Raw genomic sequence first — 25,431 nt, forward strand, 5'->3', positions numbered from 1 at the left:
TGGATACAGGCAAAGCCGGGAGAATACCGGCTTTTGCGCGGCGAACACAGAACCACACCCTCCGTTGGGGCCGCCGACGCGGCTAGAGTAGGCAGGCCTTGGCGCTGAGTTCGTCAACCAGCACGCGCTGGTTTTCGCTATAGTCCACAGGCACATCGATCAGGTGCACTCCGCCCTGCTCGAGTGCTGCCTCAACCGTGGGCACAAGCTCTGCCGCAGCCGACACGCGGTGCCCGTGCGCGCCGTAGCTCTCGGCGTAACGCACGAAATCCGGGTTATTGAAAGCCAGCCCCCAATCGTGCAAACCCGCCGCGCGCTGTTTCCAGCGAATCATGCCGTAGGCGTTGTCGTTCAGCACGATCACGACGAGGCTCAGTTTCAGTCGTATCGCGGTTTCGAGCTCCTGCGAATTCATCATGAAGCCACCGTCACCGCAGACCGCAATCACGCGTCGCTCAGGGTAGAGCAGCGCAGCCATCATCGCAGATGGCAAGCCCGCCCCCATGGTCGCGAGTGCGTTGTCCAGCAGCACGGTGTTGGGCGCGTAGGCCTTGTAGTTCCGCGCAAACCAGATCTTGTAGATGCCGTTGTCGAGCGCCACCATGTCGGTGTTGCCCATCAACGCGCGCAGGTCCGCAACCACGCGCTGGGGAATCATCGGGAAGCGGTCGGCGGCGGTGCCCTCGAGCACGTGCGATTCCACTTCGGCGCGCACACGATCGAAATAGCTTGTGTCGTGCGACAGCGGCCCTAGCGCCACCGCGAGGTCCTCGACGGCGGTTTGCAAGTCGCCCACGACCTCGATCTGCGGGAAATACACCGCGTCGACCTGCGCCGAACAGTAGTTGATGTGAACGACCGTCTTGCCACCGTGCTGCATGAAGAACGGCGGTTTCTCCACCACGTCGTGGCCGACGTTGACAATCAGATCGGCGCGGTCGATTGCGCAGTGCAGGTAGTCGCCGTCGGACAGGGCCGCCGTGCCCAGGCACAGCGGGTTGCGTTCGTCGATCACGCCCTTGCCCATCTGCGTGGTGAAGAACGGCATACCGGTGTGCGCGACGAAATCCCGCAGTGCCTGGCGCGCGTGTTTGCGGTTTGCCCCGGCACCGACCAACAACAGTGGCCGCTCTGCGGCTTTGATTGCCTCGGCGGCACGGGCAATCACGTCCGCCGAGGCGGTTGCGTAACGCCGGTCACTCGCGCGGAACACGGCATCGTCGGTGGTTTCTGCCGCAATGTCTTCGGGCAGTTCAAGCAGGACGGCGCCGGGGCGCTCTTCCTCGGCGCGCCTGAAGGCCTCGCGCACCAGTGCCGGCACACTGCTGCCGTGCACAATCTGACGGGCAAACTTGCTGATCGGGTCGAACAGAGAGACCACGTCGACAATCTGGAATTGACCCTGTTTGGAGTGCAGGATCGGTTTCTGACCCGTGATTACCACCAACGGGAAGCCACCGAGCTGGGCGTAGGCGGCCGGTGTCACGAGGTTGGTGGCCCCCGGTCCGAGCGTCGCCATGCACACGCCGGGCTTGCCGGTCAGCCGGCCGTACGTCGCGGCCATGAAACCGGCACCCTGCTCGTGGCGCGTCAGCACCAGCTCGATCGACGACCCGTGCAGTGCATCGAGCACGTCGAGGTTTTCTTCGCCGGGCACCGCGAACAGGTATTCGACGCCCTCGGCTTCCAGCGCGCGAACCAGGAGGTCGGCCGCCCTTTGCGTTGTGGTACTCATGCCGTTGCAGCCTCGGCGAAGTAGGTGTGGGGTGTAGCCTGTTCGACCATCGCCCGGTACAGCTCGGGCGCGCGGCCGTCGAGGAAGCTGCCCGGCTCCACCGGCGGGTAGATGTCACTGTACCGGCTGACAGCGTGCTGATCGACCCGCCTGAACAGGTGCGCACGGTGCAACTGCGCGGTGCTGCTGAGACCGGCTGCGCCAATCAGCTCGGACATCGCTTTCACGGTGGCGCTGTGGTAGCGCGCAATGCGCTCGGCCTTGTCTGCGACATCGAGGCCGCGCGTGAGGTGTGGGTCCTGTGTTGCAATGCCCGTGGGGCACTCGTTGGTGTTGCAGATCAGCGACTGCACACAACCAAGTGCGAGCATCATCGCGCGCGCGCTGTTCACGGCATCGGCGCCGAGGCACAGCAGTCGCACGGCATGGAAGGCCGAGAAGACCTTGCCGGACGCGATCACCCGCACCTGGTCACGCAAGCCGTACCCGACAAGGCAATCGTGCACCAGGGCCAGCGCGTCTCGCACCGGCATACCCACCGAGTTGGAGAACTCGAGCGGCGCCGCACCGGTGCCGCCCTCGCCGCCGTCGACTGTCACGAAGTCGGGCGCAGTGCCGGTGTCACGCATGGCGGCGCACAGGTTGACGAACTCGGCCGGCTCGCCGATGCAGAGTTTGATACCGACGGGTTTGCCGCCCGACAAGCGACGCAGCTCGGCCACGAAGTGCATCATCGATTCGGGGGAATCGAAGGCCGAATGCCCCGGGGGAGACAGCACCGAGGTGCCGGCCTCGACGCCCCGAATGCGGGCGATTTCGGCGGTGTTCTTGGCTGCCGGCAGAATGCCGCCGTGGCCGGGCTTGGCCCCTTGCGACAACTTGATTTCGATCATGCGTACGGTGTCGCGCTGCGCGTTGGCCGCGAACGCCTCGGGGTCGAAAGCGCCGTCAACCGTGCGTGCGCCAAAGTAACCGGTGCCGATCTGCCAGATCAGGTCGCCACCGGGCTCCAGGTGAAACGGGCTGATCCCACCCTCCCCGGTGTTGTGTGCGAATCCGCCTTTCGCCGCCCCGCCGTTCAACGCACGCACCGCGTTCTCGCTCAGCGAGCCGTAGCTCATCGCCGAGATGTTCATGACACTCGCGCGGTAGGGTTGGGTGCATGCCGGACCACCGATCTGCACGCGCATGTCGGCGATGTCCGGTCCGTGTGCCGCGCTGAGCGAATGGGCAATCCACTCGTAGCCTTCTCGGTAGGTGTCGAAGCGGGTGCCGAGTGGCGTGGTGTCACGTGCGCCCTTGGCACGCTGGTAGACGACCGAGCGGAAGATGCGGTTGACCGGCGCACCGTCAGTGTCGGACTCACCGAAGTACTGACGAAAGAACGGCCGCAAGAACTCCATGACCCAGCGGCCACGGCCGAGCACCGGGAAGTTGCGCCACAGCGCGTGGCCGGTCTGGTGGTAGTCGTGGTGGGCAACCAGGAGCAGTGCGAGGCACAGCGCGGTCAACCACAGCGCCGGCAACCAGAACACGGCCAGCAGAGCCGCGAGCGCCGCCACCACGGACAGCCCCGTGAATACCGTTTTGCCCATCGCAGCACCCCGACGTTCCGAATTCGCGAAAAGTGTACGCGAGAACGTGAAAGCCCGACCAGTCAGGGCATCCACGTGCACAGGTCAGGCGATGAGGCCCCGTTGACGCTGGGTATCCCAGTCGGTGGCGATAATGTCGTAGTCGGCGTCCACGAGGGGTTCGAGGCCGTTGAGGTACAGGCTGTCGCGGCTCTCGGGATCCTCGAACACGCGGCGCACCGCCGCCGCCAACAACGCGCAGTCATCGTCACTGCGGGTGTGTGCGGTGACCAACGGCAGCGCCGGCACCCGATCGCTCCAGGTGATCACGCGCAGGCGCGCGGCAACCTCGCTATCCCAGTCTTGTATTAGTTGCCAGGAGACCGGGTCGATGGCACAGACGTCGGCTTCGCCGCGCGCGACGGCTGCTGCAGACGCGCGGTGGCTGCCGCTCACGGCGCACGAGGCGAAGAAGTCGGTGCCACCGCCCGCGCGCAGGACCACGTGATTCAACGCGGCGAAGCCCGATTGGGAATCGGGTCCGTTGACGACCGCGCGCAGACCGCGCACGTCGTTTGCCCCGTCGCCGCCGGTGTCGTGGCGAACCACGATCGCGCTGGCGTAGTGTCCGTTATCGCATCCGCGGACAGCGAACCGCGGAGTTCCTATCAACGTGACGTGGTCCCGCAAGGCCGTGACGTACGGCAAGCCACAGGTCTGGGACAACAACAGCGCATTCGATCGCCACACGGTCAGATTCTCATCGACACGGTTCAGTGTGGCGGGCGCGTCGAAACCCGCCGAGCGCAGTGCGTGACGCAGACGGCCGTACAACGCATCGATGGGATCCCGCAGCTCCGGCCAATCGTACATCGGCAAGGACACCAGTTCCGACATGTTGCTTCACTCCAACGCGGCGGCCCGGTCGGGCGCGACGCTGCAGCATACCTGTGCCGGGCGGACTATGCCCTCATGGCCAGGGTCGGTGCGGTCACCGAGTCGTGGAGCGTGTGCGTTTCGATCGACACCACATCGTTCGCGAGGCACAACACGCAGGCGTTGCCGTCCAGCGTGCAGTGCGCCGCCATGCGCGCCTCGAGGTGGCTCGCCAGACTCGGGAGCCCGCCGTTGCTCACCGCCTCGACCGACAAGCCGGGCACGCGGCACAGGCGGCGCTGGGCACCCCGCCACCACCGCCAGGCCCGCTCCGGTGTGCGAAAGAGCACCAGCACGTCTGAGGCGTGGCGAGCGGCGTGAAGCACCGGTGTCACGGCGTCGGGTTCGATGCACGTCCAGCGGGCCACGCTGCCACAGTTCGCCATGTGCGCAACGTCCGGCCGTGGCCCCGAGCGCATGCCGGCGGGCACCACACAGCGCTCACCCGCAAGCGAACAGGACGCCAACACACGCAGCGCCATGTCCTCCGCCGTTGCGCCGTGCGGCCAACTGCACCGCACCACACGCCGGCCCGAGCGCCGGTCGTCGACATCGTGGAGCTGCAGGTCCAGTCGTATGAAGTCCGTTCCGTTCACTGTGCTGACACCGCCTGGCAGGGCGCACGGCGCCCCGGTACGGCATAGGCCCTAGCGAATACCAGACCAACATGTGAACACCAACGAGCTGGGGGCAGCCGGGCGGTGCCGACAGCGATCGCGCTCAGCCCTCGCCCGTGGCGCGCAGCTTGCCCTGGATGAAACGCGCGTGCGACACATACAACAGGTCGGCGATCTTGCGGATGTAGTAATCCTCGTAACGGTCGATCGACCCGTCCGCCAGCGCGACCTCCCAGAGCAGGTCGACCACCCGACCGCGCGCCTCGGTATCGAGTTCGTCAACGAGCACCCGGCTGAATTCAACCAAGGACACCGCGTTCTCCACCGCGTCGTCGGCTTCGCCCACGAGGGTGTCGAGCGCCGCGTCGCTGAGCGCGAAACGCGCCTGAACGAGTGCGGCGATCTTGGCCCGCTCGCTCTCAGCGATCTCGGTGTCGCTGCGGCTGATCTCAATCATCAGGGCCGCTGTGGCACGGCGCACGGCATGTTCGGGGTCAGGGTCGTCCGTTGACGCGGCGGTGGCGTTGTGCCACCAGTCGGTGAGCTTGTTGATCATGGGTGAGCCGTTTGGGGTGCATTGCACGGGACCGTTGCCCCGGCAGAGCGCCGCTGCAACGCCCCTCAGCGGCGGCTGTTGCGCGATTTGCGCCGATGGAGCTGATCGGCGAGCTGGCGAATACCGAACCACACCACAGCCACGGCGATACTCAGGGCGCCGACCAGCAAGCCGCTTGCAGGCGCAGCCGCCGCCGCGAACACGGACCCGGACAGGGCCAGCAGGGCGAAAACGGCGAGAAGTCGACGGGGCATTACGACGGCCAGAGCACGGGTCGCTTTTACTCTACGTGGCGCTGTGGATCAGCGCAACCGGTAGTCTTCCGGTACCGAGGGTGGCCCGGCGTAGCCGTTCAGCGCGTGTGGAACTGGCTGCGAACCCAGCTTCGAAACGACGCAAGCTGCGCCGCGAGGAGCGGACGCGGTGTGGCCTGCCTGCTGCCCATCAACCCCCCCGCCCCCGCGCCGCGGCGGTTGCGTTTCGGTGTTTCCGGGTAGAGGGCCTTCATGCACTGACGTCGCACAATCCAGAGCCCGAGGCAGATCAGGACGATGCTGTCGCCGTGCGCACTGAGGTGCCAGAACGGCAGGTGGGGGTCACTCGCCAGCGCGGCGGGGGTGTGCGCCACGCAGGCCAGCGCAAGAAATCGCTGCATCGGATCTCTCCGTGTCGGCAACCGGGTTGCGTTACAGGTCTGTCACAACCGACTGACCTGAATATAGCAGTCAAATACCGACACGAATGAGATCCGGCACTGTGTCACCGAAACGGTGATCAGGTACGGTCCGACAGCGTCCGAGCAACCGCATCCCGCCACCCGGCGTACAGGGCTTCGCGCTCCGCGGCCGGCATTGCCGGCGTGAAGCGCCGTTCGGCACGCCAGCGCTCGGCAACGGCGTCGGGGGCAGCGCAGAGGCCCGCGGCGCGCCCGGCCAGCCAGGCCGCGCCGACTGCCGTGGTCTCCATCTGTGCCGGTCGGTCCACGGGCGCGTCAAGCACATCGGCGAGAAACTGCATCGTCCAGTCCGATGCGCACATGCCACCGTCCACCCGCAGCACGGTGTCGCCAGCACCCTCCCAATCCCCGCGCATCGCGTCCAGCAGGTCCCGCGTCTGGTAGCCCACCGAGCGCAACGTGGCCTGGGCCAGTTCAGCCGGGCCGGTGTTGCGGTTCAGTCCGATCAGGGCACCGCGCGCGTCCGCGTCCCACCACGGGGCGCCGAGACCGGTGAAAGCCGGCACGAGGTAGACGGACTGCGATGCGTCTGCGGCGCGCGCGAGCTCGCCGGACTCGCTCGCCGACCCGATCAGACCAAGGCCGTCACGCAACCACTGCACGGCGGCCCCCGCCACGAAGATGGCGCCTTCCAGCGCATAGGTCGGCACCCCGTCAAACTGGTAGGCCACAGTGGTCAGCAGGCGGTTGCTGGAAGCCACCGCCGTGCCGCCGGTGTTCAGCAAGGCAAAACAGCCCGTGCCGTAGGTCGACTTCAGCATGCCGGGCTCAAAACAGGCCTGTCCGATGGTGGCGGCCTGTTGATCGCCGGCAACACCCAGTACGGGCAGCGGCCGGCCGAAGTGCTCGGCTTGCGTTGTGCCGAAATCGCCAGCGCAATCGCGCACCTCCGGCAGCATGCTGCGCGGGACCGAGAACACTTGCAGCAGTTCGTCGTCCCAGTCGCCGGTGTGGATGTTGTAGAGCATGGTGCGGCTGGCGTTGGTCGCGTCGGTCGCGTGCACTGCGCCGCCAGTCAGCCGCCAGATCAGGTAGCTGTCCACGGTACCAAACAACAGATCGCCCTGCGCCGCAGCGGCACGCGCACCGTCGACGTTGTCCAGCAGCCAGGCGACCTTGGTCGCTGAAAAGTAGGGGTCGAGCAACAGGCCGGTCCGCGCCGTGACATCGGCCTCGACACCCTCGGCCTTCTGTGCAGCGCACCAGTCGGAGGTGCGCCGGTCCTGCCAGACGATCGCGCGGTGAATCGGCTCACCGGTGTGGCGGTTCCACACCAGTGTCGTTTCGCGCTGGTTGGTGATGCCGATGGCCGCGATATCGTCAACGCTCACGCCGGCATCGGCCATGGCAGCCCGGCAGGTGGCCAACACCGTTTGCCAGAGGTCTTCGGGCTCGTGTTCGACCCAGCCGGAGGCGGGGTAATGCTGGTCGAATTCCTGCTGACCCGAACCGCGTGCGCGCAAGTCTGCGTCGAACACGATGGCACGACTCGACGTCGTGCCCTGGTCAATGGCCAAAATCAGTGAGCCCATGGCTGTCTCCGGGTGTCGTGAATTCGGCGGCGCGGGGTGTCTGCGCGCCCTCGCCGTCAACGCAAGCCTACCGTGACCCGACGCCTGATGGCAGCGCCCCTGTGCTCACGGTGCCGAACCGCTCAGCTCGCCGCCCGCACACGCTCGGGTGCGCATGCCGATCGGCGCGCACAGTACGCCGCGAGCGCGTGCACCTGGTCGGTTTCGAACCGCAAACCGAGCTTGGTGCGCCGCCAGAGAATGTCGTCTGCAGTCGTCGCGAACTCCGTGTCGAGCAGGTAGTCCACTTCGACCTGGTACAAACCGTGGCCGAAATCCCGGCCGAGCCCCTCCGGCGCGCTGACGCCGTCGAGCAGACGGTGAATGCGGGTGCCGTACTGCCGAATCAAGCGGGCGACGATGCCGGGGTCCAGATCGCTGTAGCGGTTGACCGCAGCGGCGGTCAGCGCAGCACGCCCACGCACCGGGAAGTCACCGCCGGGCAGCGGTGTGTCCTGGGTCCACGGTGCACCCAGGGCGCCCAGGTGGGGCGCCAGCCGTTCGATCGCCTCGAGTGACAGCCGCCGATACGTCGTGATCTTGCCACCGAAGATGCTGAGCAAGGGCGCACCCGCGTCGGTATCGAGTTCGAACACGTAGTCACGGGTGGCCTCTTGCGCAGCGCTGCTGCCGTCGTCGTAGAGCGGCCGCAACCCGGCGAAGCTGTGCACGACGTCGTCTGGTGACACCGGTGTCTTGAGGTACGCGCTCACGGCGTCACACAGGTAGGCCACTTCATCTTCTTCGACCGCAACCCCGTCCGGGTCGCCGGCGTGGTCGATGTCCGTCGTGCCGATCAGGCTGAAGTCGTCCTCGTAGGGCAGCACGAACATCACGCGCCCGTCAGCGTTCTGAAACAGGAAACCCCGTGGGTCGTGGTGCAGTCGCGGCACGACAATGTGGCTGCCGCGCACCAGGCGCACGCTCGACCGGGATTCGCGCTGCGCGGTGCCTTTGAGCACCCGTGCCACCCAGGGGCCCGCTGCGTTCACCACAGCGCGTGCGGTGATGTCCTGTGTGCTGCCGTCAGCAGCACGCACGGTGAGGTGCCAGATCCCCGCTTCACAGCGCAGCGCAACGGCTTCGGTGCGGGTTTCGACACGGGCGCCGAGCTCTGCTGCATGCACCGCATTGAGCGCCACCAGGCGCGCATCGTCGACCCAGCAATCCGAGTACTCGAAGGCCCGTGTGAAGCCGGCTACGAGCGGCGCGCCAACAGGGTCGGAGCCGAGATCCACCGAAGCGGTCGGTGGCAGGAGCTTGCGGCCACCGATGTGATCGTAGAGCCACAGGCCGAGCCGGATGAGCCACGCCGGACGGAGCCCCGTGTGGTGCGGGAGCACGATGCGCAACGGCTCGGCGATGTGCGGCGCCGCGCGCCAGAGGATCTCGCGTTCGATCAGCGATTCGCGGACCAACCTGAACGCACAGTGCTCGAGGTAGCGCAGACCGCCGTGGATCATTTTCGTGCTGGTGGACGAGGTGCCGCTGGCGAGATCGCCCTTCTCGCAAAGGTAGACCGACAGGCCCCGACCGGCCGCATCGCGCGCAATGCCGCACCCGTTGACACCGCCCCCAATCACCGCGAGATCGACCGTGACCGCCATGTTGCTTTGTCCTGTTGAATGTTCGTATATGTTCGAAATATTCGTTTATTGTTCTTTTTATTTTCGATTTAGTCAAGCAGAAAGCCGGCCGTTTTGGCCGAGCTGCACGCAGGGATCGAACGCCAACATCAGCGCGCCACGGACGTCACGCGGGCTGACGCGCCAACCCCGGTGCCGCACCCGGCGTCAGACTCGGGGAATCAGGGCTCAGCGGGGCCGTCGGCCACGCAGATGTGCACTGTGGTTTGCCAGGACCGGCAGTCGGCCACCAGTGCCGGGCTGAGCGCAGCGTCGGTGAAAAACGCATCGACGTCTGCCAGGTGACCGATCCGCACGGGTGCACCGCGCGCCAACTTGCTGTGGTCCGCAACCAGAAAGACACGCCGTGCGTTGGCCATGATCGCCTGCGCAACGCGCACCTCGCGGTAGTCGTAGTCGAGAAACGAGCCATCGGGGTCGATCGCCGAGGCGCCGATAATGCCGATATCGACCTTGAACTGGCGGACGAAATCGGCGGTCGCCTCACCCACCAGACCCCCGTCGCTGCGACGCAACTGGCCCCCGGCGACGATGACGTCCGCATCGCTGCCGTCCGCCAGAATGTTGGCCACGTTGAGGTTGTTGGTCACCACCATGAGTCCACCGTGCGCGCAGAGCGCGCCCGCAACCGCTTCGGTGGTGGTGCCGAGGTTGATGAACAGGCTGGACCCATCCGGCACCTCACGCGCGACGTGCGCGCCAATGGCCGCCTTCTCCTGCTGCGCAAGCAAGCGACGCGCGCCGTAGCCGAGGTTCATCGACCCGCCTGCGAGAATGGCCCCACCGTGTGTTCGCGCCAGGTGTCGCTGGTCGCAGAGCAACGTGAGGTCACGTCGCACGGTTTGCGGGGTGACGGCGTACTGCCGAACCAGCTCGTCAACCCACACACGCCCGTGCTCCCGTGCCTGTTTCAGGATATCGAGCTGACGGTTGTTGAGGGGAGTCACAGGGCCGCGTCCGAGGAGCCAGCGCGCAGTGTGGCACAGTCGACCCGGGCGAGTCGGGTTGCAACAGCACCCACGCCGGTCGGGCTGCACAACGGTTTCACCGGCGCGCGCCGCCTCGGTTCACCAGGGCAATGCCGGCGACAACCAGAGCAAGCGCCACAATCACACGCCAGCTGAGCGGTTCGCCCAGCACGAGCACACCGCCTATCACACCGAACACCGGCACGAGGAAGTTGAACGCGGCGAGTTGGGACGCCGGGTAGATCCGCACCAGCCACAACCACCCGAGAAAACCGAGGGTCACGACACCGATGACCTGGAAACCGATCATGCCGACGTGCGCGAGCGTCAACGCCCGGACCCACGGGCCGAAGAACAGTGAGGCCGTGAGCAACACCAGCGCGGAGATGGCCAGCTGCACGATCAATTGCATCTCAGGCCCGGTCTGATCAAATGCAGTGGTGCGCAACACGATGGCGATGCCGGCCCAGCACAAGGCACCCGCCAGACTCATGATGTCCCCCAGGCGCACCCCGACATCGGCGGCAGCGACCGGGTCCGCGAGGGCCAGCACCACGCCACCGAGCGCCAGACACAGGCCGGCGACCTGCGCGCTGCCGAGGCGCTCACCGGGAATCAGCACGTGTGCTGCCAGCGCCACCCAGACCGGCTGTGTGTAGAACAGGATCGACGCGCGTGACACGGCGGTGTAATCGAGCGCGAGGAACATGAGCAGGAACTCGGCCGAAAACAGCAGGCCGCAGATCAGCGCGGGGGTGCGGCTGGCGGCCGGCAAGGCAAGCGAACGGTCAAACCACCGGGCCAGGAGAACCACCGGTACGATGGCGAGCAGGGAACGCAATCCGGCCTGAAACACCGGTTGCAGCCCGACATTGACGAGTTTGATCAGTACCTGGTTGACGCCGAGGATCAGCATCAGGCACAGCGCCGCAGCAACCCCCGGCGGGTCAAAGCGCTCACGCCGGGCGATGTGCGCAAGCCGTTTCAGAGCTTCGCTCGGACGCTGTCGATCTTGTCCTGCATGCTCTGCGCCTTGTCGACGCGGGTGCCAAGCTTGAGGTAACTGCTGATGCGCACCGCGCCCAACTCATGCAGCGTTTCATGACACTGCTTCACCGCAGCCAGCACCGTGTCCCACTCGCCCTCCACGTTGGTGCCGTAGCCGTGCAGCTGATAGGTCAGCCCCGCGGCCTCGAAAATGCGTTGGCACTCGGCAATGTAGGGCGAGACGGAGGTTCCGACTCCCCCGGGCGAGACTTGAATGTCCATGAGCACGTGCATGACTGGGCAACTCCAAAAAAAAGCGTCCGCCTCGGCTGAGACGGACGCGCAGTGTAACGCGTGGAGAGAGCGTTGGGATGTGTCGAAAAATGCGACCTGCATTGCACCGCGTAGGGGGCGCGGTGCGCCGGTGTTCCGACTATTGTTGTTTTACAACGTCGACGCGCCGATTTTGGGCCCGTCCGGCGCGGGTCGCGTTGTCAGCAACTGGACGGGTTTCACCGAAACCGCGTACCTCGAGCTGGTCAACCGTCACGCCGATGGAGAAAAGATAGTCCACAACAGCGCGAGCGCGTCGAATAGACAGGGCCTGGTTGTAGACCTCGCTGCCGATGGCGTCCGTGTGGCCCTCGACCACGACCCGAAGACCCGGATTGTCCTTGAGCACGCGGGCGAGGCTCTCGAGTTCGCGTGCGTACGTCGGGTTGATGTCGGACTTGTCGAACGCGAAGAGCACGTTGTCAAAACTGAACAACGGCGGCGCCGCCGTTGTCGGCGCCGGCACGGGGGTCGGCGTTGCGGCCGGCACGGGCACCACCGCCGGCAAGGCCGCCAGTGCGGATCCCGCGTACGCCGACGAGGACCCCAGGCGCTTGAGCACACGCAGAGAGAGTTCGCGCGCGTCGGTGTCATAGGCGGTCGCTTCCAGCCGCACGGCAAAGCCGTTGGTGAAGCCGTACTCCGCCCCCACGCCGCCCATCACATGCACGTTGTTGCGCGTCTCGTACAGCAGGTTGTTTGTGCTGCTGTTGCGCATGCCACCGAGGCCGAGGCGCGCGTAGAACGACAAGCCCTCACGCCGGTACAGCCCCTCGTCGTCGAAGGTGTTGGGGCCGTCTGCACCACGGGTGTTGCCGAGGTAGCGGATTGCACTGATGCCCGCGACCGTGTAGTCGAGTTCGCCGACAGGCGCGCCAAGGAAGTTGACGCCCGCGTCGCCGAGGGTCGCGAGGTGCCCTTCGACGCTCAACTGCTTGCTGATGTCACGCCCGAAGAACAGGCTGCCACTGGTGCTGCTCTTGTCCCCGATCGACATCGACGTCGAGCGTGGCTCGGGTTCAAGCCGGGTCGCGCCCGCGCCCGCGCCGAGGTACCACCGCCGGTCGAAGCTCCGGTCTTCGGGCGAGTCCTGTGCAACGCTTGTCAGCGGCGTCAACAGCAACGCAACCAGCGCTGCGGCAGTCCCGATTCCGTTCGCACGCTGCTTCATGGCCTGTCTCCGAGCTGCGCGCGGCGGCGCAGTCGCACACCAATCACCGCAACCACCAGAACGCCGGCGCCGAAACCACCGACGCCGATGCCGTCTACGCCGGCGATCAGGCGGATGTCGGTGCACCCGCATTCAATGTAGTCGTCAATGCCGTTGTTGTTGATGTCACTGAACCGCAGCATCGTGACCGACACGGTGCCAGTCGCCTGCTGAGCGATGCCGTCCTGCATCACGTAGACAAACGAGTCAGTGCCGATGAAGCCAGGGTTCGGGGTGTACTGCACCTGCGATCCGACCAGCGTGAGCGTGCCGTTCTGCGCGCCACTGGCACTGACCAGGGTCAGGCCGCTGCCCACCGGGTCGATGTCGTTGGCGAGCACCGCCACGATGATGGCCTGGTCTTGCGGGCTGGTTGCGGTGTCCGCCACGGCAACCGGACGGGTACCGTCACCGAGCGGTGCGAGGAACGTGAAGTTCAGCCCGGACTGATCGCCCGAGGTGACGTTCACCACAATCGGGTTCGAGCCCGCTGGCAATTGCAAGCCAGGCGGAATGTCCGGGTCCTGCGCGTCCAACTCGACGAAGTAGACGCCTGGCGGCACGCCGACGAATGCGAAGCCCCCGTCCCCAGCAGACTCTGTCGACGCAATGACCGTGTCGAACGCCGGGTCGTGCAGCCCATTCGCGTTGGTGTCGGCGATCAACGACACCGTGGCGCCGTCGATGGCGGCCTCGTTTGTGTCGAGCTCGCCGTTCTGGTTCAGATCGACAAAGACCGCGCCCGAGAGCAGACTGCCGGCCCCACTGTCGGCCAGACCCTGCTGTACGTACCAGCCCGAAACACCGCCGTAGAAATCCGCGCCGTCGCCCGGGCGAATGAACGTGTCTGCGGTGTCGCGCGGAAAGGTGTCGGGCCGCAGCAGGTCGTGCTGTGCCGCGTCCACGTCGCTGGCGAAGAAGGAGAAACCGAAGTAGCGTTGGCCCGTGCCGAGACCCAGACGGTCGCTGGTGACCAGGGCCATCGCCAGGCGCTCGGTCGCGCCGTCGCGAAACGTCACGAAGCCCTGGGGCCCGGTGGACGCGTTCTGGAGGAAGGAGTAGCGGTGCTCGAGTTGTGTGACACCGTAGCAAACCTGCCCCGGAGGGCAGCCTGCGGCCTCGACCGTCACCAGCGGGCCGTACGCCGCGGGCTCACCACGGGTGTCCAGCGCTGTGATCGCCGCGACCTTGATCGGGTTGTTGCCCCGTTTCTCGGCGACGAGGTGACCCGAGCGCGCGAGCGCCTCGGCACTCAGTGGCGCGACCAGACCGGTCGGGAAAACGTAATCGATGCGCTCGACATTCTTCGGATCCGGGCCGACGTTCGAGAACACGTTCAGCGCACCGCGGTTGACAATGCGCCCGCCGAGCATGGCACCCATGTCGCAGTTGCCGGTGTCGCCGAGGCGGGCCGGGTAGTCCGGCAGCAGCTCGGTGACGTTGCCGGTGTTCTCGGCAAACACACCACAGGGTTCGCCGACCGCCTGGGGCAGGTCCACCCGCTGCAGGCGTACCTCGGCGGCACGCGCCAGCTCGGTGTAGGTGCCGCCGCGGTAGGCGAAACTCTCGAGAATCTGGTTGTCTGCCACGCCCCAGAGATAGGTGCTGCCGTCGGCCGTGTAACGCAGCGGCGAGGCCGCTTCGGTGGTGACAGTCACGGAGCTGATTTCGCCGTCCGCAATGGCTCCAGCTCCGGGAAACAGCAGGGCTGCAGCGAAGAGCCCCGACGACAAAGTGGCCCAGACAGGTTGCGGAATCGCACAGGACCCATGCGGTTTCATGTGATTTCACCCATCACAACATCCTGTGGTAACTATACGACGAGAGCCGTGCCTTTATCCTTACAAATTACCTAACTTTTCGCTCACAAGCTGCTGTTTTTGTCTTGTTTTTGAAACACTCATCCCGCGATCGTGCCCGACGGGCGCAACCGGTGGACTCCGACACGCCCGCGCGGCGCGTGTCAGACCACCCTCCACAGCTGACGCGGCGTGCCGCTCTGGGGCTCTCGGCCGGCCTGTTCGCCGGCCTGGCACCGCGTGCGCTGGCGGCCGACGCGGCGGGAATCCCGAATCCCGAGAGGCCGGACCCCGGCAGCCCGGACGCCGGAAGGCCGGACCCCACCCCACTCCGGTTGTTGGTGCCGGCGGACTTTCGCCTGGACACGGCGCACCGTCACTTCGAATCGGCGTCGGGCCAGCGCCTCGAGCTGGTGCCGCTCGACCCGCATGTCAACGTCGCGACGCAGTGGGCGCGCAGCCGGGCCGACCTCTGCCTGAGCCCCGGCCACGAGGCGCCGTTCTGGCGTGCACGGCGCATGACATCAGCCTGGCAACCCGCCGACATCCCGCGCCTGGCGGACGTGCACGAACCGCTGCTGCGTCCAGCAATGGACCACTGGCGCTTCGACGGGGCAACACCCCATTGGCTGCCAACAAATTGGGGCGCGGAAGGCATTGGCTGGCGGCACGACATGCGCCACTTTGTCGATGCGCCCTCGTACCGCGACCTCTGGGAAGGCGCCGCCGCCAGCAGTACGCTTATCCGACCTGCCACGGCGTTGTGCACCACGGTCTACCTGCTCGAATCACTCGGTACCTTGCCCCGCGGCAGTATGCTGAACGGTGAACACGACCCGCGTGCACTCGAGACCGCCTACGACGCAGCCTTGCACTACATGACACGCTACAGCGACCGTGTGCGGTTGATGTGGAACGACGCGCGCACACAGATCGAAGGCCTGCTCGATGACGGTGCCGTGTTGGGCCAGACCTGGGACACGCCTGCGTTTTCCTTGCAGGCGGTGGACGAGCCGGTGTCCTTCAGCGCACCGCGCGAGGGCGCGCTGTGCTGGACCTCGGGTTGGCTGCTCGCCGAGTGGAGCCGCCGGAAGTCGATCGCACACGCGTTCCTCGATGCGAGCCTGACCCCGGCGTGGGCTGGCGCTGCAACCGTCGACCACGGTTTCAATGCGGTCGTGCGCGGCGCCGAGCAGCACGCGCCAACGTGGTATCGACAGGCCTTCGAACGCGCCTACCCGGTCGAAGCACTCGGCCGCTTGCGACCGGTGCCGCAACAAAGTGCGTGGTTCAGGCGCACCAGCGCGGCGTACACCAACCGCTTTCTGCGTGCGCTATCGGCCTGATCGGCATACGGTGGACAACGCCGGCCCCGACGCTCAGTCGAACCAGGCGAGCACGCCATCGGGCAACGCGAAACGGCCGTCGGCACCCGGTGGGAACGCCACCGCGTCAAGCACCGCAGCTCGCGGGATGGGCCCGTAGATGTGCGGGAACGCCAAGCCGGTGTCGTAGCAGTCTTCAAAGACCAGCGTGGCGTCGATCACCTCGCGTGCGATGACCAGCAGCAGCAGCCCGGATTGCCCGAGAAAACGTTCGTTCGCCGGGATCAGGACCTGATCGAGCGTGGAACAGTGGATGAACCCCTCGCTGTCCAGCGACGCGGCCCGATACAGCGCACCCGCGTCACGCCAGGCCGATACAGACGTGATGTGCAGCAGCCGCGACGCCGCCTCAGGCGGCGCGCTTGAGCAGGTATTCATCGTAGTTGCCGACGAAGTCGGTCAATCGGCCGCCCTGGATCTCGATGATCCGGGTCGCAAGCGACGAGACAAACTCGCGGTCGTGGCTGACGAACACCAGCGTGCCCTCGAACAGCTCCAGGGCGAAATTCAGCGCCTCGATCGACTCCATGTCGAGGTGGTTGGTGGGCTCGTCCATGATCAGCACGTTGGGCTGCTGCATGATCGAACGGCCGAACAGCAGGCGGTTCTTCTCCCCACCCGAGCAGACGTGCGCGGGCTTCTTGAGCTCGTCGTGCGAAAACAACAGGCGACCCAGCGTGCTGCGCACGATCTGCTCGTCGTGGTCTTCGCGGCGCCACTGGCTCATCCAATCGAAGACTGACAGATTGCCTTCGAACTCGTGCGTGGTGTCCTGCGGCACGTAGCCGAAATGCGCGTTTTCGGCCCACGTGACGGTGCCCTCGTTGGGCACCACGTCGCCGGTCAGGCATTTGAGAAAGGTGGATTTGCCGACACCGTTCTCACCGATGATGGCCAGTCTGGCACCGGCTTCGAGGATGATGTCACCACCGTTGAAGAGTGGCCCCTCGTCGAAGCCGTGGCCGAGCGATTCGATCGTGACCGCCTGACGGTGCAGTTTCTTGTCCTGTTCGAAGCGGATGTACGGGCTGACCCGGCTTGACGGTTTGATCGTGTGGAGCTGAATCTTGTCGATCTGCTTCGCACGCGACGTCGCCTGCTTGGCCTTGGACGCGTTGGCCGAAAAGCGGCTGACAAACTGCTGCAGGTCGGCGATCTGCGCCTTTTTCTTGGCGTTCTCCTGCTGCAAGCGTTCCCGTGCCTGCGTCGAGGCGATCATGAAGTCGTCGTAGTTGCCAGGGTACACGCGCAACTCGCCGTAATCGATGTCGGCCATGTGCGTGCAGACTGAATTCAGGAAATGGCGGTCATGCGAGATGATCACCATGGTCGACTTCTGGCTGTTGAGCACACCTTCCAGCCAGCGGATGGCGTGAATGTCGAGGTTGTTGGTGGGCTCGTCGAGCAACAGCACGTCGGGCTCCGAGAAGAGCGCCTGCGCCAGCAGCACGCGCAACTTCCAGCCCGGCGCGACCTCGCTCATCGGGCCGTCGTGCAATCCGATCTCGATGCCCGCCCCGAGCAGCAATTCACCCGCCCGGCTCTCGGCGCTGTAGCCGTCCATCTCGGCAAACTGCACTTCGAGTTCGGCGACTTTCATGCCGTCGTCCTCGCTCATCTCGGGCAGCGCGTAGATGCGGTCGCGCTCCTGCTTGACCGCCCAGAGTTCACGGTGCCCCATGATCACCGTGTCGATCACGCTGTAGGACTCGAACGCGAACTGGTCCTGCTCCAGCCGTCCGATGCGTGTGTCCGGCGCGAGCGACACGCTGCCTTGCGACGGCTCGAGCGAGCCGTCGAGGATGCGCATGAAGGTCGACTTGCCGCAGCCGTTGGCGCCGATCAGGCCGTAGCGGTTGCCGTCGGCGAACTTGACCGAAATGTTTTCAAAAAGGGGTTTTGCACCAAACTGCATGGTGACGTTCGCGCTGGTGATCACGGCCGGGCCTCGCGTTGGTCGGGCGGTTGACGAAACCCGCCAATTATACAGAACGCGGCCGCCGCTCGCGCAGTTGCGGACCTCAACGGTCGGCGGACACCAGCGCGCGGTAGAGGGACTGAATGCGCTCGGTCACCGGCCGAATCCCGTCGCCGATGTCTCGCCCGTCGATGTTGAGCACGGGGGTCTGTGCCCCGAAGGTGCCGGTCAGGAACGCCTCGTCGGCGCTGTAGGTGTCGACCAGGGCAAAGTTGCGCTCGAACACCGGAATGGCCGCCGCACGACACACGTCGATCACTTTCTGACGGGTGATGCCGTTCATGCAGTAGTCGCCCGTCGAGGTCCAGACTTCCCCGCGGCGCACGATGAAGAAGTTGCAGGAATTGGTGGTGTTGACGAAGCCGTGCGGGTCGAGCATCAGAGCCTCGTCGGCACCCGCCTTCTGCGCGTGCACACCCGCGAGGATGCAGTTGAGTTTGGAGTGGCTGTTGAGTTTGGGGTCCTGGGTGAGCGGCAGGCCACGGTGCTGCGGCACGGTGAACAGGCGCACACCCCGTCCGGTGACCGCACGGGAGTGTTCAACGATGATCGCGACCGTCGGCCCCGATCGCGACAACCGCGGGTCCTGAAAGGGGCGGTCCTTGACGCCCCGCGTGACCATCAGCCGAGCGTGCGCATCCTCGGTTGCCCCATTGGCGGCCGCCGTGCGGTCCAGCGCGTCGGCGAGCGCCGCACGGGTCATGCCGATGTCGAGGTCGATCGCGCGTGCTGCCTCGAACAGCCTGTCCAGGTGCTCCTCCAGAAACGCCCAGCGCCCGCCGTAGAGACGCAGCCCTTCCCAGACACCGTCACCGAGCATGAAACCCGCGTCGTAGACCGACACCAGCGCCTGTTCCCGCGGTTTGATGTCGCCGTTGACATACACCTGCAAGTGGTCATTGCGTGGATCGTGTGCGGCGTCGTGCGTGCTTCGGTCGTGGTGGCTCATGGTCTTCCGCGTCTGGAAACGGTGAACGCACCCCGGCGGCGACGCCCGAGTGCAACACGCCCTACGGTACGCGAGCGCCGTGCGTGACGCGAGTGCAGCCGCTCAGTCGAGCTGTTTGGCTGTGCTGCCTGTGGCCGCCGCCCGGTTGGCTGCGACCGGATTCCGGAACGCGATCGAGTCAGGGTTGCAATTTTTCGGTGCGCGCCATGGCACACTGAACCGCTCCAGCGACGGCGCTTTTCGGCAGTTGTCCTCGCGCTTGCGCAGCACCGACAGTCGACACTGCCCTGCGACGACCGCGTGCTGTACGCTAAAGTCCGACGCCCGGGTGCAGCCGTTCGACAAGGCGTCGAATTCGACCTCCGTGCCGGTGAGGACCGGGTTGCGAATGGGCTCCATGGTGCCTCCTGACGGACTGGCCGATACTGTGGACGTGGGCCGGTCGCCGGACGAAACGCACCCGGCCAGCGCCAGTGCGACACCGACCGCATAGGACACCCGCGTGCTCATCTCGGCTGGCCGCGTCGACGCGTGCGGCTGACACGGCGGCGCCCGACCAACAGGCCGATCAACGCCCAGACACTCAGGGCGCCACCGCCACCGCTCGGTTGCGTCGCCTGTGGCACCACCGGAGCGGTGCCGGACACCGTCACCGCAAAACGCGAGTCGATGAAACCACGAACTTCGATAAAGACGGGGTCAGCGCTGTTGGGCAGTGCGCAGCCATCGGTATTCGTGCCACCCAACACCGATTCGCAACTCACGTTGCCCGAGGTCAACACGTCGCCGGCGTAGACCAACAGGTCGGCGTCGCCGACTGATGTGGTCAGTGTCGCCTCGTCGCCGCCGGACACCCGGTACAGGGCGCTGTCGTTTCGGCTGAGCGCACCGGCACTGGCGACGTTGACCGTGAGATCAGTCGCCAGGCTAGGGGTCGGTGCGCTGCCCGCGTAAGTGGTGGTGCCCGCGACAATGCTGTCGATCCACGAACGGTAGTTGGACACCCGCGTGTAGACCCCGGGCACACCGGGTCGAGCGCAACCGATACCGAAACTCACCACACCCACCTGAACGAGCTGGCCCCCCCTCGCCACGAACAAGGGGCCACCACTGTCGCCCTGACACGCGTCGAATCCGCCGGAGGGCAGACCGCCAGCACAGACCATGGCCGGTCCATTCATGTTGGCGTACGTGTCACCACACTGGGTGTTGGAGACGACAGGCACACCGACCTGGAGCAGCTGGGGCGAGGTGTCTCCGCCCTCAGACGTGCGACCCCACCCCGCCACCACGGCGGTCTCGCCGACCCGCGCAACGGCCTCGAAGTCGCCTGGCAGCGCCATCGGTGCGAGCGGCACGGCCTGAGGCAACTCCAGCAGCGCAATGTCGTTGAGGCTGCTGTCCGCGTCGTAGTCGGGGTGGACGATGATGCGCGAGACGATGCCGAAGAACACCGGCGTCTGCACGCCTGTGGTCTGGTCGGTCACGCCCAGTTCGACCGCCACGTTGGTGGCGAGCTCGGGCGCACCCGCCGAATCGAAGAAACAGTGCGCCGCGCTAAGCACCCAGCGGTCGGCAATCAGCGTGGCGCCGCACGCAGGCCGAAAAAGCGTGGTTGAACCGGCCCGGAAGTAGACACCGGCCATCCAGGGGTACGTCCCCTCGGCGACCGGCGTGCCACCGACAATGCGCGACGAGACCTCTGTCTCCGCACGCACCACCCCACTGGCCATAGTTAGCGCCGCACACAACGCCCATGCAAACGCCGCCAATGCCTTCATGCGCCCGCCTCTCTCCCCCGGTCCATGGCGTTCCGAGCCAGAGAGCCGTTTGGATTCACCCGACCGGGCAGCGCGTCCCGCGCCACCCGTTCCTGCGAACCTTATCGCGACTCACCCGTCGGCAACAACGCCGTGCGCCCTTCGCGCCCTGCGTGCACGGTCTCACTGACGCGGTCGTGACACACGGTGTTCAGCCGCAGTACGCAGCTCGGCCTAGAACTGCGTGATCCACTCGTCCTGCTCGGGCACGGGGGCGCCCTGGATGTTCGCCTCGAAGGCCACCAGGCGCTTGTGGATGGAGATGAGGTCGATGATCGTCGGCCACGCGTTGGCGATGAACTGCAGCGCGCCTTCAACCCGCCCGAAGGCGTTGCTGACCTGCTGAAAGAATCCGAAGGTGATCGCGCCCGAGATGATGGTCGGACCGAGCGCGATCAGGGTCAGGAAGTTCGAGAACTGCAGGTAGCCGAACCGAAACACACCGAAGTACAGGTAGTGGAAGAACAGCCGGAAGTAGTTGCGTCGCACGGCTTCGTAGAGCTCGCGGATCTCCGGGGGGCTGGCCTTGTCGGCATTGTCCTCGCCGTAGACCAGTTCCTTGCGGAACGCGGCCTCGACCTTCTGGTTGTTGAACTCGAGCCCGGGCAGCTTGATGCCGACCACGGCCATCAGCACGGTGCCGAACAAGGCCGAGCCGACGGCCACATACATCAGCGAACCGTCTACCGCACCGATCAACGGCAGCTCGTCGATTTGCGCCGAGAGGCTGAGCAGGAGTGGCAGGAAGGCGATCAGGGTCATGATGGCGTCGACCAGGCCTTCGCCCAGCGACTCCATGATGCGGGCAAAGCGCTGTGTGTCTTCCTGCACGCGCTGGGCGGCCCCCTCGACCAGGCGCAGGCGCGACCAGTAGTGCATGTAGTAGTTGTTCATCGCCGTGCGCCAGCGAAACAGGTAGTGTTTGGTGAAGAAGCTCACCACCACGAGCACCGAGATGTTCACCATCAACACCGGGATCACGGTCCAGAGCTGGCCCCAGTACTCCGAGGCCTCGACCGAGCCGGGTCCGCTAAGGGCCTTCTGAACCAGGTCGTAGAAGCTGCCGTACCAGTCGTTCATGAAGACCGAGACCTGCACGGTGAAATAGGACACCACAACAATCAGCGTCGTGCCGCAGACGGACCAGCGGTACCACCCGTTGCGCCCGTGCACGATCCACAGCAGCGGAAACACAAGCCCACACCCGAGGATGTACACGTAGACCCACAGTTTGGCAGGCGACAGAAACGGTGGCCGTTCACCCTCGACCACTGCAGGGGTGTACTGCGCAGCCCAGTCGAGCCCGGGCTGCCAGTCGGCCAGCCAGCCGAACCACAGGGCCATCACCACGCCGGTGTACGCGATGGCGGAGAGCAGAAACCACTTCGGGTGCGGAAAAAAGGAACGAAACACGGCAGTGTCCGGTGGCGACAGGAATCAGATGAACAGTGTAGATGCCCGCCGACCGGGAGGGTTCAGACGTACACACCAGCGAATCCGCACCATCGGTGGCGCCCCGTGTGCGGCCCGTCCGGCAGCCGTTGTAGCGGGTTCCACGTAGAGTCCCGGGGCGAACTCGAACGGGCCAGGCCAGTCTATGGTTAGCACTGACACACTGTGGAGACGCGACATGCGCATATTGACAAGGGCGGTCTTGCTATTGATGGTGGCGTTTGGCGCTGCGGTGCACGCGGCTGAACCGATCAACACCCTCGAGAAATCGGGCTTCTTCAGCTACAAGCCGTCCGGGGTTGCCATTCGCGGCTACGACCCTGTCGCCTACTTCACCGAGGGCAAACCGCTCGAGGGCGATGACCGCTACACCACCTCCTGGGAAGGGGCGACCTGGCGTTTCGCTTCACAGGCGCACCTCGACCTCTTCACCGCCGACCCGACCAAGTACGCGCCACAGTACGGCGGCTACTGTGCCTACGGCGTGGCTGAGGGTGGCCTGGTCAAGATCGAGCCCGAGGCGTGGACCATCTCGGACGGCAAGCTTTACCTGAATTACGACAAGAAGATCCAGCGCAAGTGGGAAAAGGACATCGCGGGCTACAACGAGCGAGCCGACCGGAACTTCGACGCGCTGCTGGCTGCCCAGTAAAGCCCCCACGGCCAATCCAGGGAGGCGTACAGCGCGCTCAGAGGTCCAGCACCAGGGTGCGGGTCCGTGCGCGCGAGCAACACACCGCCACCCTGTCGTTGGCCGCTTTCTCCCGGTCCGTTTGCACCCAATCGCGGTGCTCGGGCGTGCCGGACAGCACCGGCGTCAGGCACGTGCCACACACACCGGACTGACACGACACCGGCACTTCGATCCCCCGCTCGGCCAGCGCCGACACGATGGTCTCGCCCGGCGCGACCGTCACCGTGACACCGCGCCGCGCGGCATGCACCTCGAACGGGTCCCCGTCGGTGTCGATCTCGGCGCCAAAGCGCTCGGCGTGCAGCTGATCAGCCGCCCAACCGCTCGCGGCCGCCGACTGCAGCACCACGTCGATGAACCCCGCCGGTCCGCACACGTAGAGCTGCCCTCCGCTCTGCCCTGACACGGCCCAGCTGCGAACCACGTCTACCACGCCCGCGCGCCCGCACCGGTGCACCGTCACCCGGTCGCCCAAGCCCGACAAGCCACCGCGAAAGGCCGGCTCGGCGTCGATCCGAACGAAGTAGTGCATGGCGAACGGCCGACCCTGAGCCAACAGCGCCGACGCCATCGACAGCAACGGCGTGACCCCGATGCCACCGGCACACAGCACCGCCGGCGCATCGTTGTCGACCAGTGGAAAGTGGTTGCGCGGCGGGCTGATTTTCAACACCGTGCCGGCCGCAACCCGGGTGTGCAAGTGCTCCGACCCGCCTCGCGAACCGGGTTCGCGCAACACACCGATGCGGTAGCGCGCCGGCGCGGCCGCAGGCGCGTCGCACAGCGAGTACTGACGCACGAGCCCCGGGGCGATCTGCACATCGATGTGGGCACCCGCGTCAAACGCCGGCAGCCTCGTCCCGTCGTGCGGCCGAAGCTCGAAGGCCCTGACCGAGTCGGTCTCGTCGGTGACACGCTCAACCCGCACCTCGATCCAGTCCGCCGCAGGGGGCGGCGTGCGCTGCACTGCACTCGACCGGGGCGAGGCGTCCAGCACCACCCGCACCGGCATCCGGCTGAAGGCCCGGATGGTGTTGTTCCAGGCGACCGTCGGTTCGGCGAGCACCTCGAAGGCCGTGACCCGCGCCATCAGCGCCTCGAGAAGACACCGCATCTCGAGGCGCGCCAGGTGCATGCCCATGCACATGTGCACCCCCTGACCAAAACCCACGTGGTCGTGCACGTCGCGACCGATGTCAAAGCGATCCGGGTCGGCGAACTTGCGCTCGTCGCGGTTCGCCGAGGCGTAGATCACGATCACGCGCGCACCGCGCGGCAGCGCCACCCCGGCCAGCCGGGTGTCTTCACTGACGACACGGGAGAACGCGCGTATCGGCGTCGCCAGCCGCACCGCCTCTTCGATCGCATTGTCGACAAGTGCCGGGTGTTCCCGCAGGCGGGTCCACTCGTCCGGGTTGTCTGCGAACAGTTTGATGATCTGACCCGTCGCCGAAATGGTCGTATCGAGGCTCGGGTTGATGTAATCGCGCATCAACTGCGCGCAGGTGTCGAAGGTCAGGCCGGCCTGCGCTCCGCGCTCGAAGATGCGTTGCGCCCACCCACCCGGCTTGAGTTTGTCCGGGTGGCCGTAGGTCTTGAGGAAACGCGCGAGATCCGCCAGGTCGTCGAAGGCTGCCCTGGCGCGCGCGTTGTCGTTGGCGAACAGGTTGAAGGTGGCCGACGCCCACTTCAGCATGTTGTCACGCCCGTTCTCCGGCAGACCGACCAACTCCGCAACCAGGGTGACCGGCAGGTACTGGGCGAAATCGGTCACGGCGTCGAAGCGGCCGCGTCGGCACAGCGTGTCGACCAGGCCGTCGGCCGCTGCTCGCACACGCGGCTCGATCTCCGGCAGCGCGCCGGGCAGCAGCGGGGCGCTGGTCACCGCACGCGTCCGGTCGTGGTCAGGTGGGTCCGAGTTCAGGGTGCTGCCCTTGAGCACGGCGTTCACCTTCGGGTTCAGGGACACGCCCTCAGCCGAGGAGAACAGAAGCGGTTGGCGCAGTACCGTGCTCACCTCGGCGTAGCGCGGCAGCGCATAGGCCTGCTGCGCCGGCAGCCAGACCACCGGGCCGAGCGCGCGCAAGCGCGCGTAATACGGCACAGGGTCGGCAATCACCGCGTCGCTGTAGAAATCCGTCGGGTCCGATGGCACGGCTGACGCAGTGAACTCACGCTCGCGCACGCGCACGCGCACGCGCTCTCCAGATGAAAGTGATTCTCAATCGCACGCCACAGCGGGTGCACGTGTTGCACGGCCACTACGGCTGCTGAAAAATGTGACGCCAGTCTACCCCGGTCCGCCCGACAGCGGTGGAGACGTCCCCGGTGGCTTGCTACCCTAAGCGGCTTGCCGAGCGAACCTGTCCGCGCAGTGCGTACCCGGGCCGACAACCCACCATGTCTGCACGGGTAAGCCGCTCAGCCAACCGAAATCGGAGCCTTCCATGGCCGACTACCTCTCCAAGACCGGCACCCACGGGCG

23 protein-coding genes are annotated in these 25,431 nt (G+C 66.0%); 2 read left to right on the plus strand and 21 right to left on the minus strand.

The genetic code is table 11. The annotated features are described in order from the left end of the window. Window positions 1-82 precede the first annotated feature (82 nt). From AAGA11_01130 to AAGA11_01195, 14 genes are all read right to left on the minus strand, one after another. Window positions 83-1,735, minus strand: a complete 1,653-nt coding sequence (locus AAGA11_01130) for an acetolactate synthase large subunit (GenBank protein MEM9601437.1) — start codon at window positions 1,733-1,735, stop codon at window positions 83-85. Then, the gene (locus tag AAGA11_01135) at window positions 1,732-3,330 is read right to left on the minus strand and encodes an FMN-binding glutamate synthase family protein (GenBank protein ID MEM9601438.1); all 1,599 of its coding nucleotides are present in this window, start codon (window positions 3,328-3,330) and stop codon (window positions 1,732-1,734) included. The genes AAGA11_01130 and AAGA11_01135 overlap by 4 nt, the downstream gene beginning before the upstream one ends. 84 nt (window positions 3,331-3,414) lie before the next feature. Continuing rightward, window positions 3,415-4,206 (minus strand): PhnD/SsuA/transferrin family substrate-binding protein, encoded by a 792-nt coding sequence (locus tag AAGA11_01140; GenBank protein ID MEM9601439.1) that lies wholly within the window; start codon window positions 4,204-4,206, stop codon window positions 3,415-3,417. Window positions 4,207-4,271: 65 nt separating this feature from the next. Continuing rightward, window positions 4,272-4,841: a YaeQ family protein gene (locus AAGA11_01145; GenBank protein MEM9601440.1), complete on the minus strand. Its 570-nt coding sequence runs from the start codon at window positions 4,839-4,841 to the stop codon at window positions 4,272-4,274. Between the two features lie 124 nt (window positions 4,842-4,965). Further along, entirely contained in the window at window positions 4,966-5,418 is a 453-nt protein-coding gene (locus AAGA11_01150; protein ID MEM9601441.1) for a TerB family tellurite resistance protein, read from the minus strand. A gap of 65 nt (window positions 5,419-5,483) precedes the next feature. Then, the gene (locus AAGA11_01155) at window positions 5,484-5,672 is read right to left on the minus strand and encodes a hypothetical protein (GenBank protein MEM9601442.1); all 189 of its coding nucleotides are present in this window, start codon (window positions 5,670-5,672) and stop codon (window positions 5,484-5,486) included. A gap of 98 nt (window positions 5,673-5,770) precedes the next feature. Continuing rightward, window positions 5,771-6,073, minus strand: coding sequence for a hypothetical protein (locus tag AAGA11_01160; protein ID MEM9601443.1), 303 nt, complete (start codon window positions 6,071-6,073; stop codon window positions 5,771-5,773). Between the two features lie 119 nt (window positions 6,074-6,192). Next, window positions 6,193-7,686 carry a glycerol kinase GlpK gene (glpK, locus tag AAGA11_01165; protein ID MEM9601444.1) on the minus strand — a complete coding sequence of 498 codons (1,494 nt, stop codon included), beginning with the start codon at window positions 7,684-7,686 and terminating at the stop codon, window positions 6,193-6,195. 122 nt (window positions 7,687-7,808) lie between these two features. Continuing rightward, window positions 7,809-9,332 (minus strand): glycerol-3-phosphate dehydrogenase, encoded by a 1,524-nt coding sequence (glpD, locus tag AAGA11_01170; GenBank protein MEM9601445.1) that lies wholly within the window; start codon window positions 9,330-9,332, stop codon window positions 7,809-7,811. Between the two features lie 200 nt (window positions 9,333-9,532). After that, complete coding sequence (locus tag AAGA11_01175) at window positions 9,533-10,318, minus strand: DeoR/GlpR family DNA-binding transcription regulator (GenBank protein ID MEM9601446.1); 786 nt, start codon at window positions 10,316-10,318, stop codon at window positions 9,533-9,535. Window positions 10,319-10,415: 97 nt separating this feature from the next. Next, window positions 10,416-11,327, minus strand: a complete 912-nt coding sequence (locus AAGA11_01180; protein ID MEM9601447.1) for a DMT family transporter — start codon at window positions 11,325-11,327, stop codon at window positions 10,416-10,418. Beyond that, the gene (locus AAGA11_01185) at window positions 11,324-11,620 is read right to left on the minus strand and encodes an MTH1187 family thiamine-binding protein (GenBank protein MEM9601448.1); all 297 of its coding nucleotides are present in this window, start codon (window positions 11,618-11,620) and stop codon (window positions 11,324-11,326) included. Before AAGA11_01185 ends, AAGA11_01180 begins: the two co-directional genes overlap by 4 nt. A gap of 139 nt (window positions 11,621-11,759) precedes the next feature. Beyond that, window positions 11,760-12,830 carry an OmpA family protein gene (locus AAGA11_01190; GenBank protein MEM9601449.1) on the minus strand — a complete coding sequence of 357 codons (1,071 nt, stop codon included), beginning with the start codon at window positions 12,828-12,830 and terminating at the stop codon, window positions 11,760-11,762. Then, window positions 12,827-14,527, minus strand: coding sequence for an Ig-like domain-containing protein (locus AAGA11_01195; protein ID MEM9601450.1), 1,701 nt, complete (start codon window positions 14,525-14,527; stop codon window positions 12,827-12,829). The genes AAGA11_01190 and AAGA11_01195 overlap by 4 nt, the downstream gene beginning before the upstream one ends. Window positions 14,528-14,829: 302 nt before the next feature. Here AAGA11_01195 and AAGA11_01200 point away from each other — a divergent pair, with 302 nt between their 5' ends. Beyond that, a complete protein-coding gene (locus AAGA11_01200; GenBank protein ID MEM9601451.1) occupies window positions 14,830-16,014 on the plus strand; it encodes an extracellular solute-binding protein in 1,185 nt (394 codons plus the stop codon). Window positions 16,015-16,047: 33 nt separating this feature from the next. Here AAGA11_01200 and AAGA11_01205 read toward each other — a convergent pair whose 3' ends face one another. The 6 genes from AAGA11_01205 to sbmA all read right to left on the minus strand — a co-directional run bounded on the left by AAGA11_01205 (window position 16,048) and on the right by sbmA (window position 22,213). Next, window positions 16,048-16,431 carry a DUF952 domain-containing protein gene (locus AAGA11_01205; protein MEM9601452.1) on the minus strand — a complete coding sequence of 128 codons (384 nt, stop codon included), beginning with the start codon at window positions 16,429-16,431 and terminating at the stop codon, window positions 16,048-16,050. Then, window positions 16,403-17,992: an ABC-F family ATPase gene (locus AAGA11_01210; GenBank protein MEM9601453.1), complete on the minus strand. Its 1,590-nt coding sequence runs from the start codon at window positions 17,990-17,992 to the stop codon at window positions 16,403-16,405. Before AAGA11_01210 ends, AAGA11_01205 begins: the two co-directional genes overlap by 29 nt. A gap of 82 nt (window positions 17,993-18,074) precedes the next feature. Beyond that, on the minus strand, window positions 18,075-18,980 hold the full coding sequence (locus tag AAGA11_01215; protein MEM9601454.1) for an aminotransferase class IV: 906 nt from the start codon (window positions 18,978-18,980) through the stop codon (window positions 18,075-18,077). Window positions 18,981-19,082: 102 nt separating this feature from the next. Further along, window positions 19,083-19,379 carry a hypothetical protein gene (locus AAGA11_01220; GenBank protein MEM9601455.1) on the minus strand — a complete coding sequence of 99 codons (297 nt, stop codon included), beginning with the start codon at window positions 19,377-19,379 and terminating at the stop codon, window positions 19,083-19,085. 107 nt (window positions 19,380-19,486) lie between these two features. Further along, window positions 19,487-20,713 carry a serine protease gene (locus AAGA11_01225; GenBank protein ID MEM9601456.1) on the minus strand — a complete coding sequence of 409 codons (1,227 nt, stop codon included), beginning with the start codon at window positions 20,711-20,713 and terminating at the stop codon, window positions 19,487-19,489. A gap of 261 nt (window positions 20,714-20,974) precedes the next feature. Continuing rightward, window positions 20,975-22,213, minus strand: coding sequence for a peptide antibiotic transporter SbmA (gene sbmA / locus AAGA11_01230; protein MEM9601457.1), 1,239 nt, complete (start codon window positions 22,211-22,213; stop codon window positions 20,975-20,977). A gap of 217 nt (window positions 22,214-22,430) precedes the next feature. On the opposite strand from sbmA, the gene AAGA11_01235 reads away from it, so the two are divergent. Further along, window positions 22,431-22,904 (plus strand): YHS domain-containing (seleno)protein, encoded by a 474-nt coding sequence (locus AAGA11_01235; protein ID MEM9601458.1) that lies wholly within the window; start codon window positions 22,431-22,433, stop codon window positions 22,902-22,904. A 37-nt stretch (window positions 22,905-22,941) separates the two neighbouring features. On the opposite strand, the gene AAGA11_01240 is transcribed toward AAGA11_01235, so the two are convergent. Continuing rightward, the gene (locus AAGA11_01240) at window positions 22,942-25,143 is read right to left on the minus strand and encodes a cytochrome P450/oxidoreductase (protein ID MEM9601459.1); all 2,202 of its coding nucleotides are present in this window, start codon (window positions 25,141-25,143) and stop codon (window positions 22,942-22,944) included. Window positions 25,144-25,431: the final 288 nt, after the last annotated feature.

The sequence above is a fragment of the Pseudomonadota bacterium genome, assembly GCA_039196715.1.
GTDB lineage: Bacteria > Pseudomonadota > Gammaproteobacteria > CALCKW01 > CALCKW01 > CALCKW01.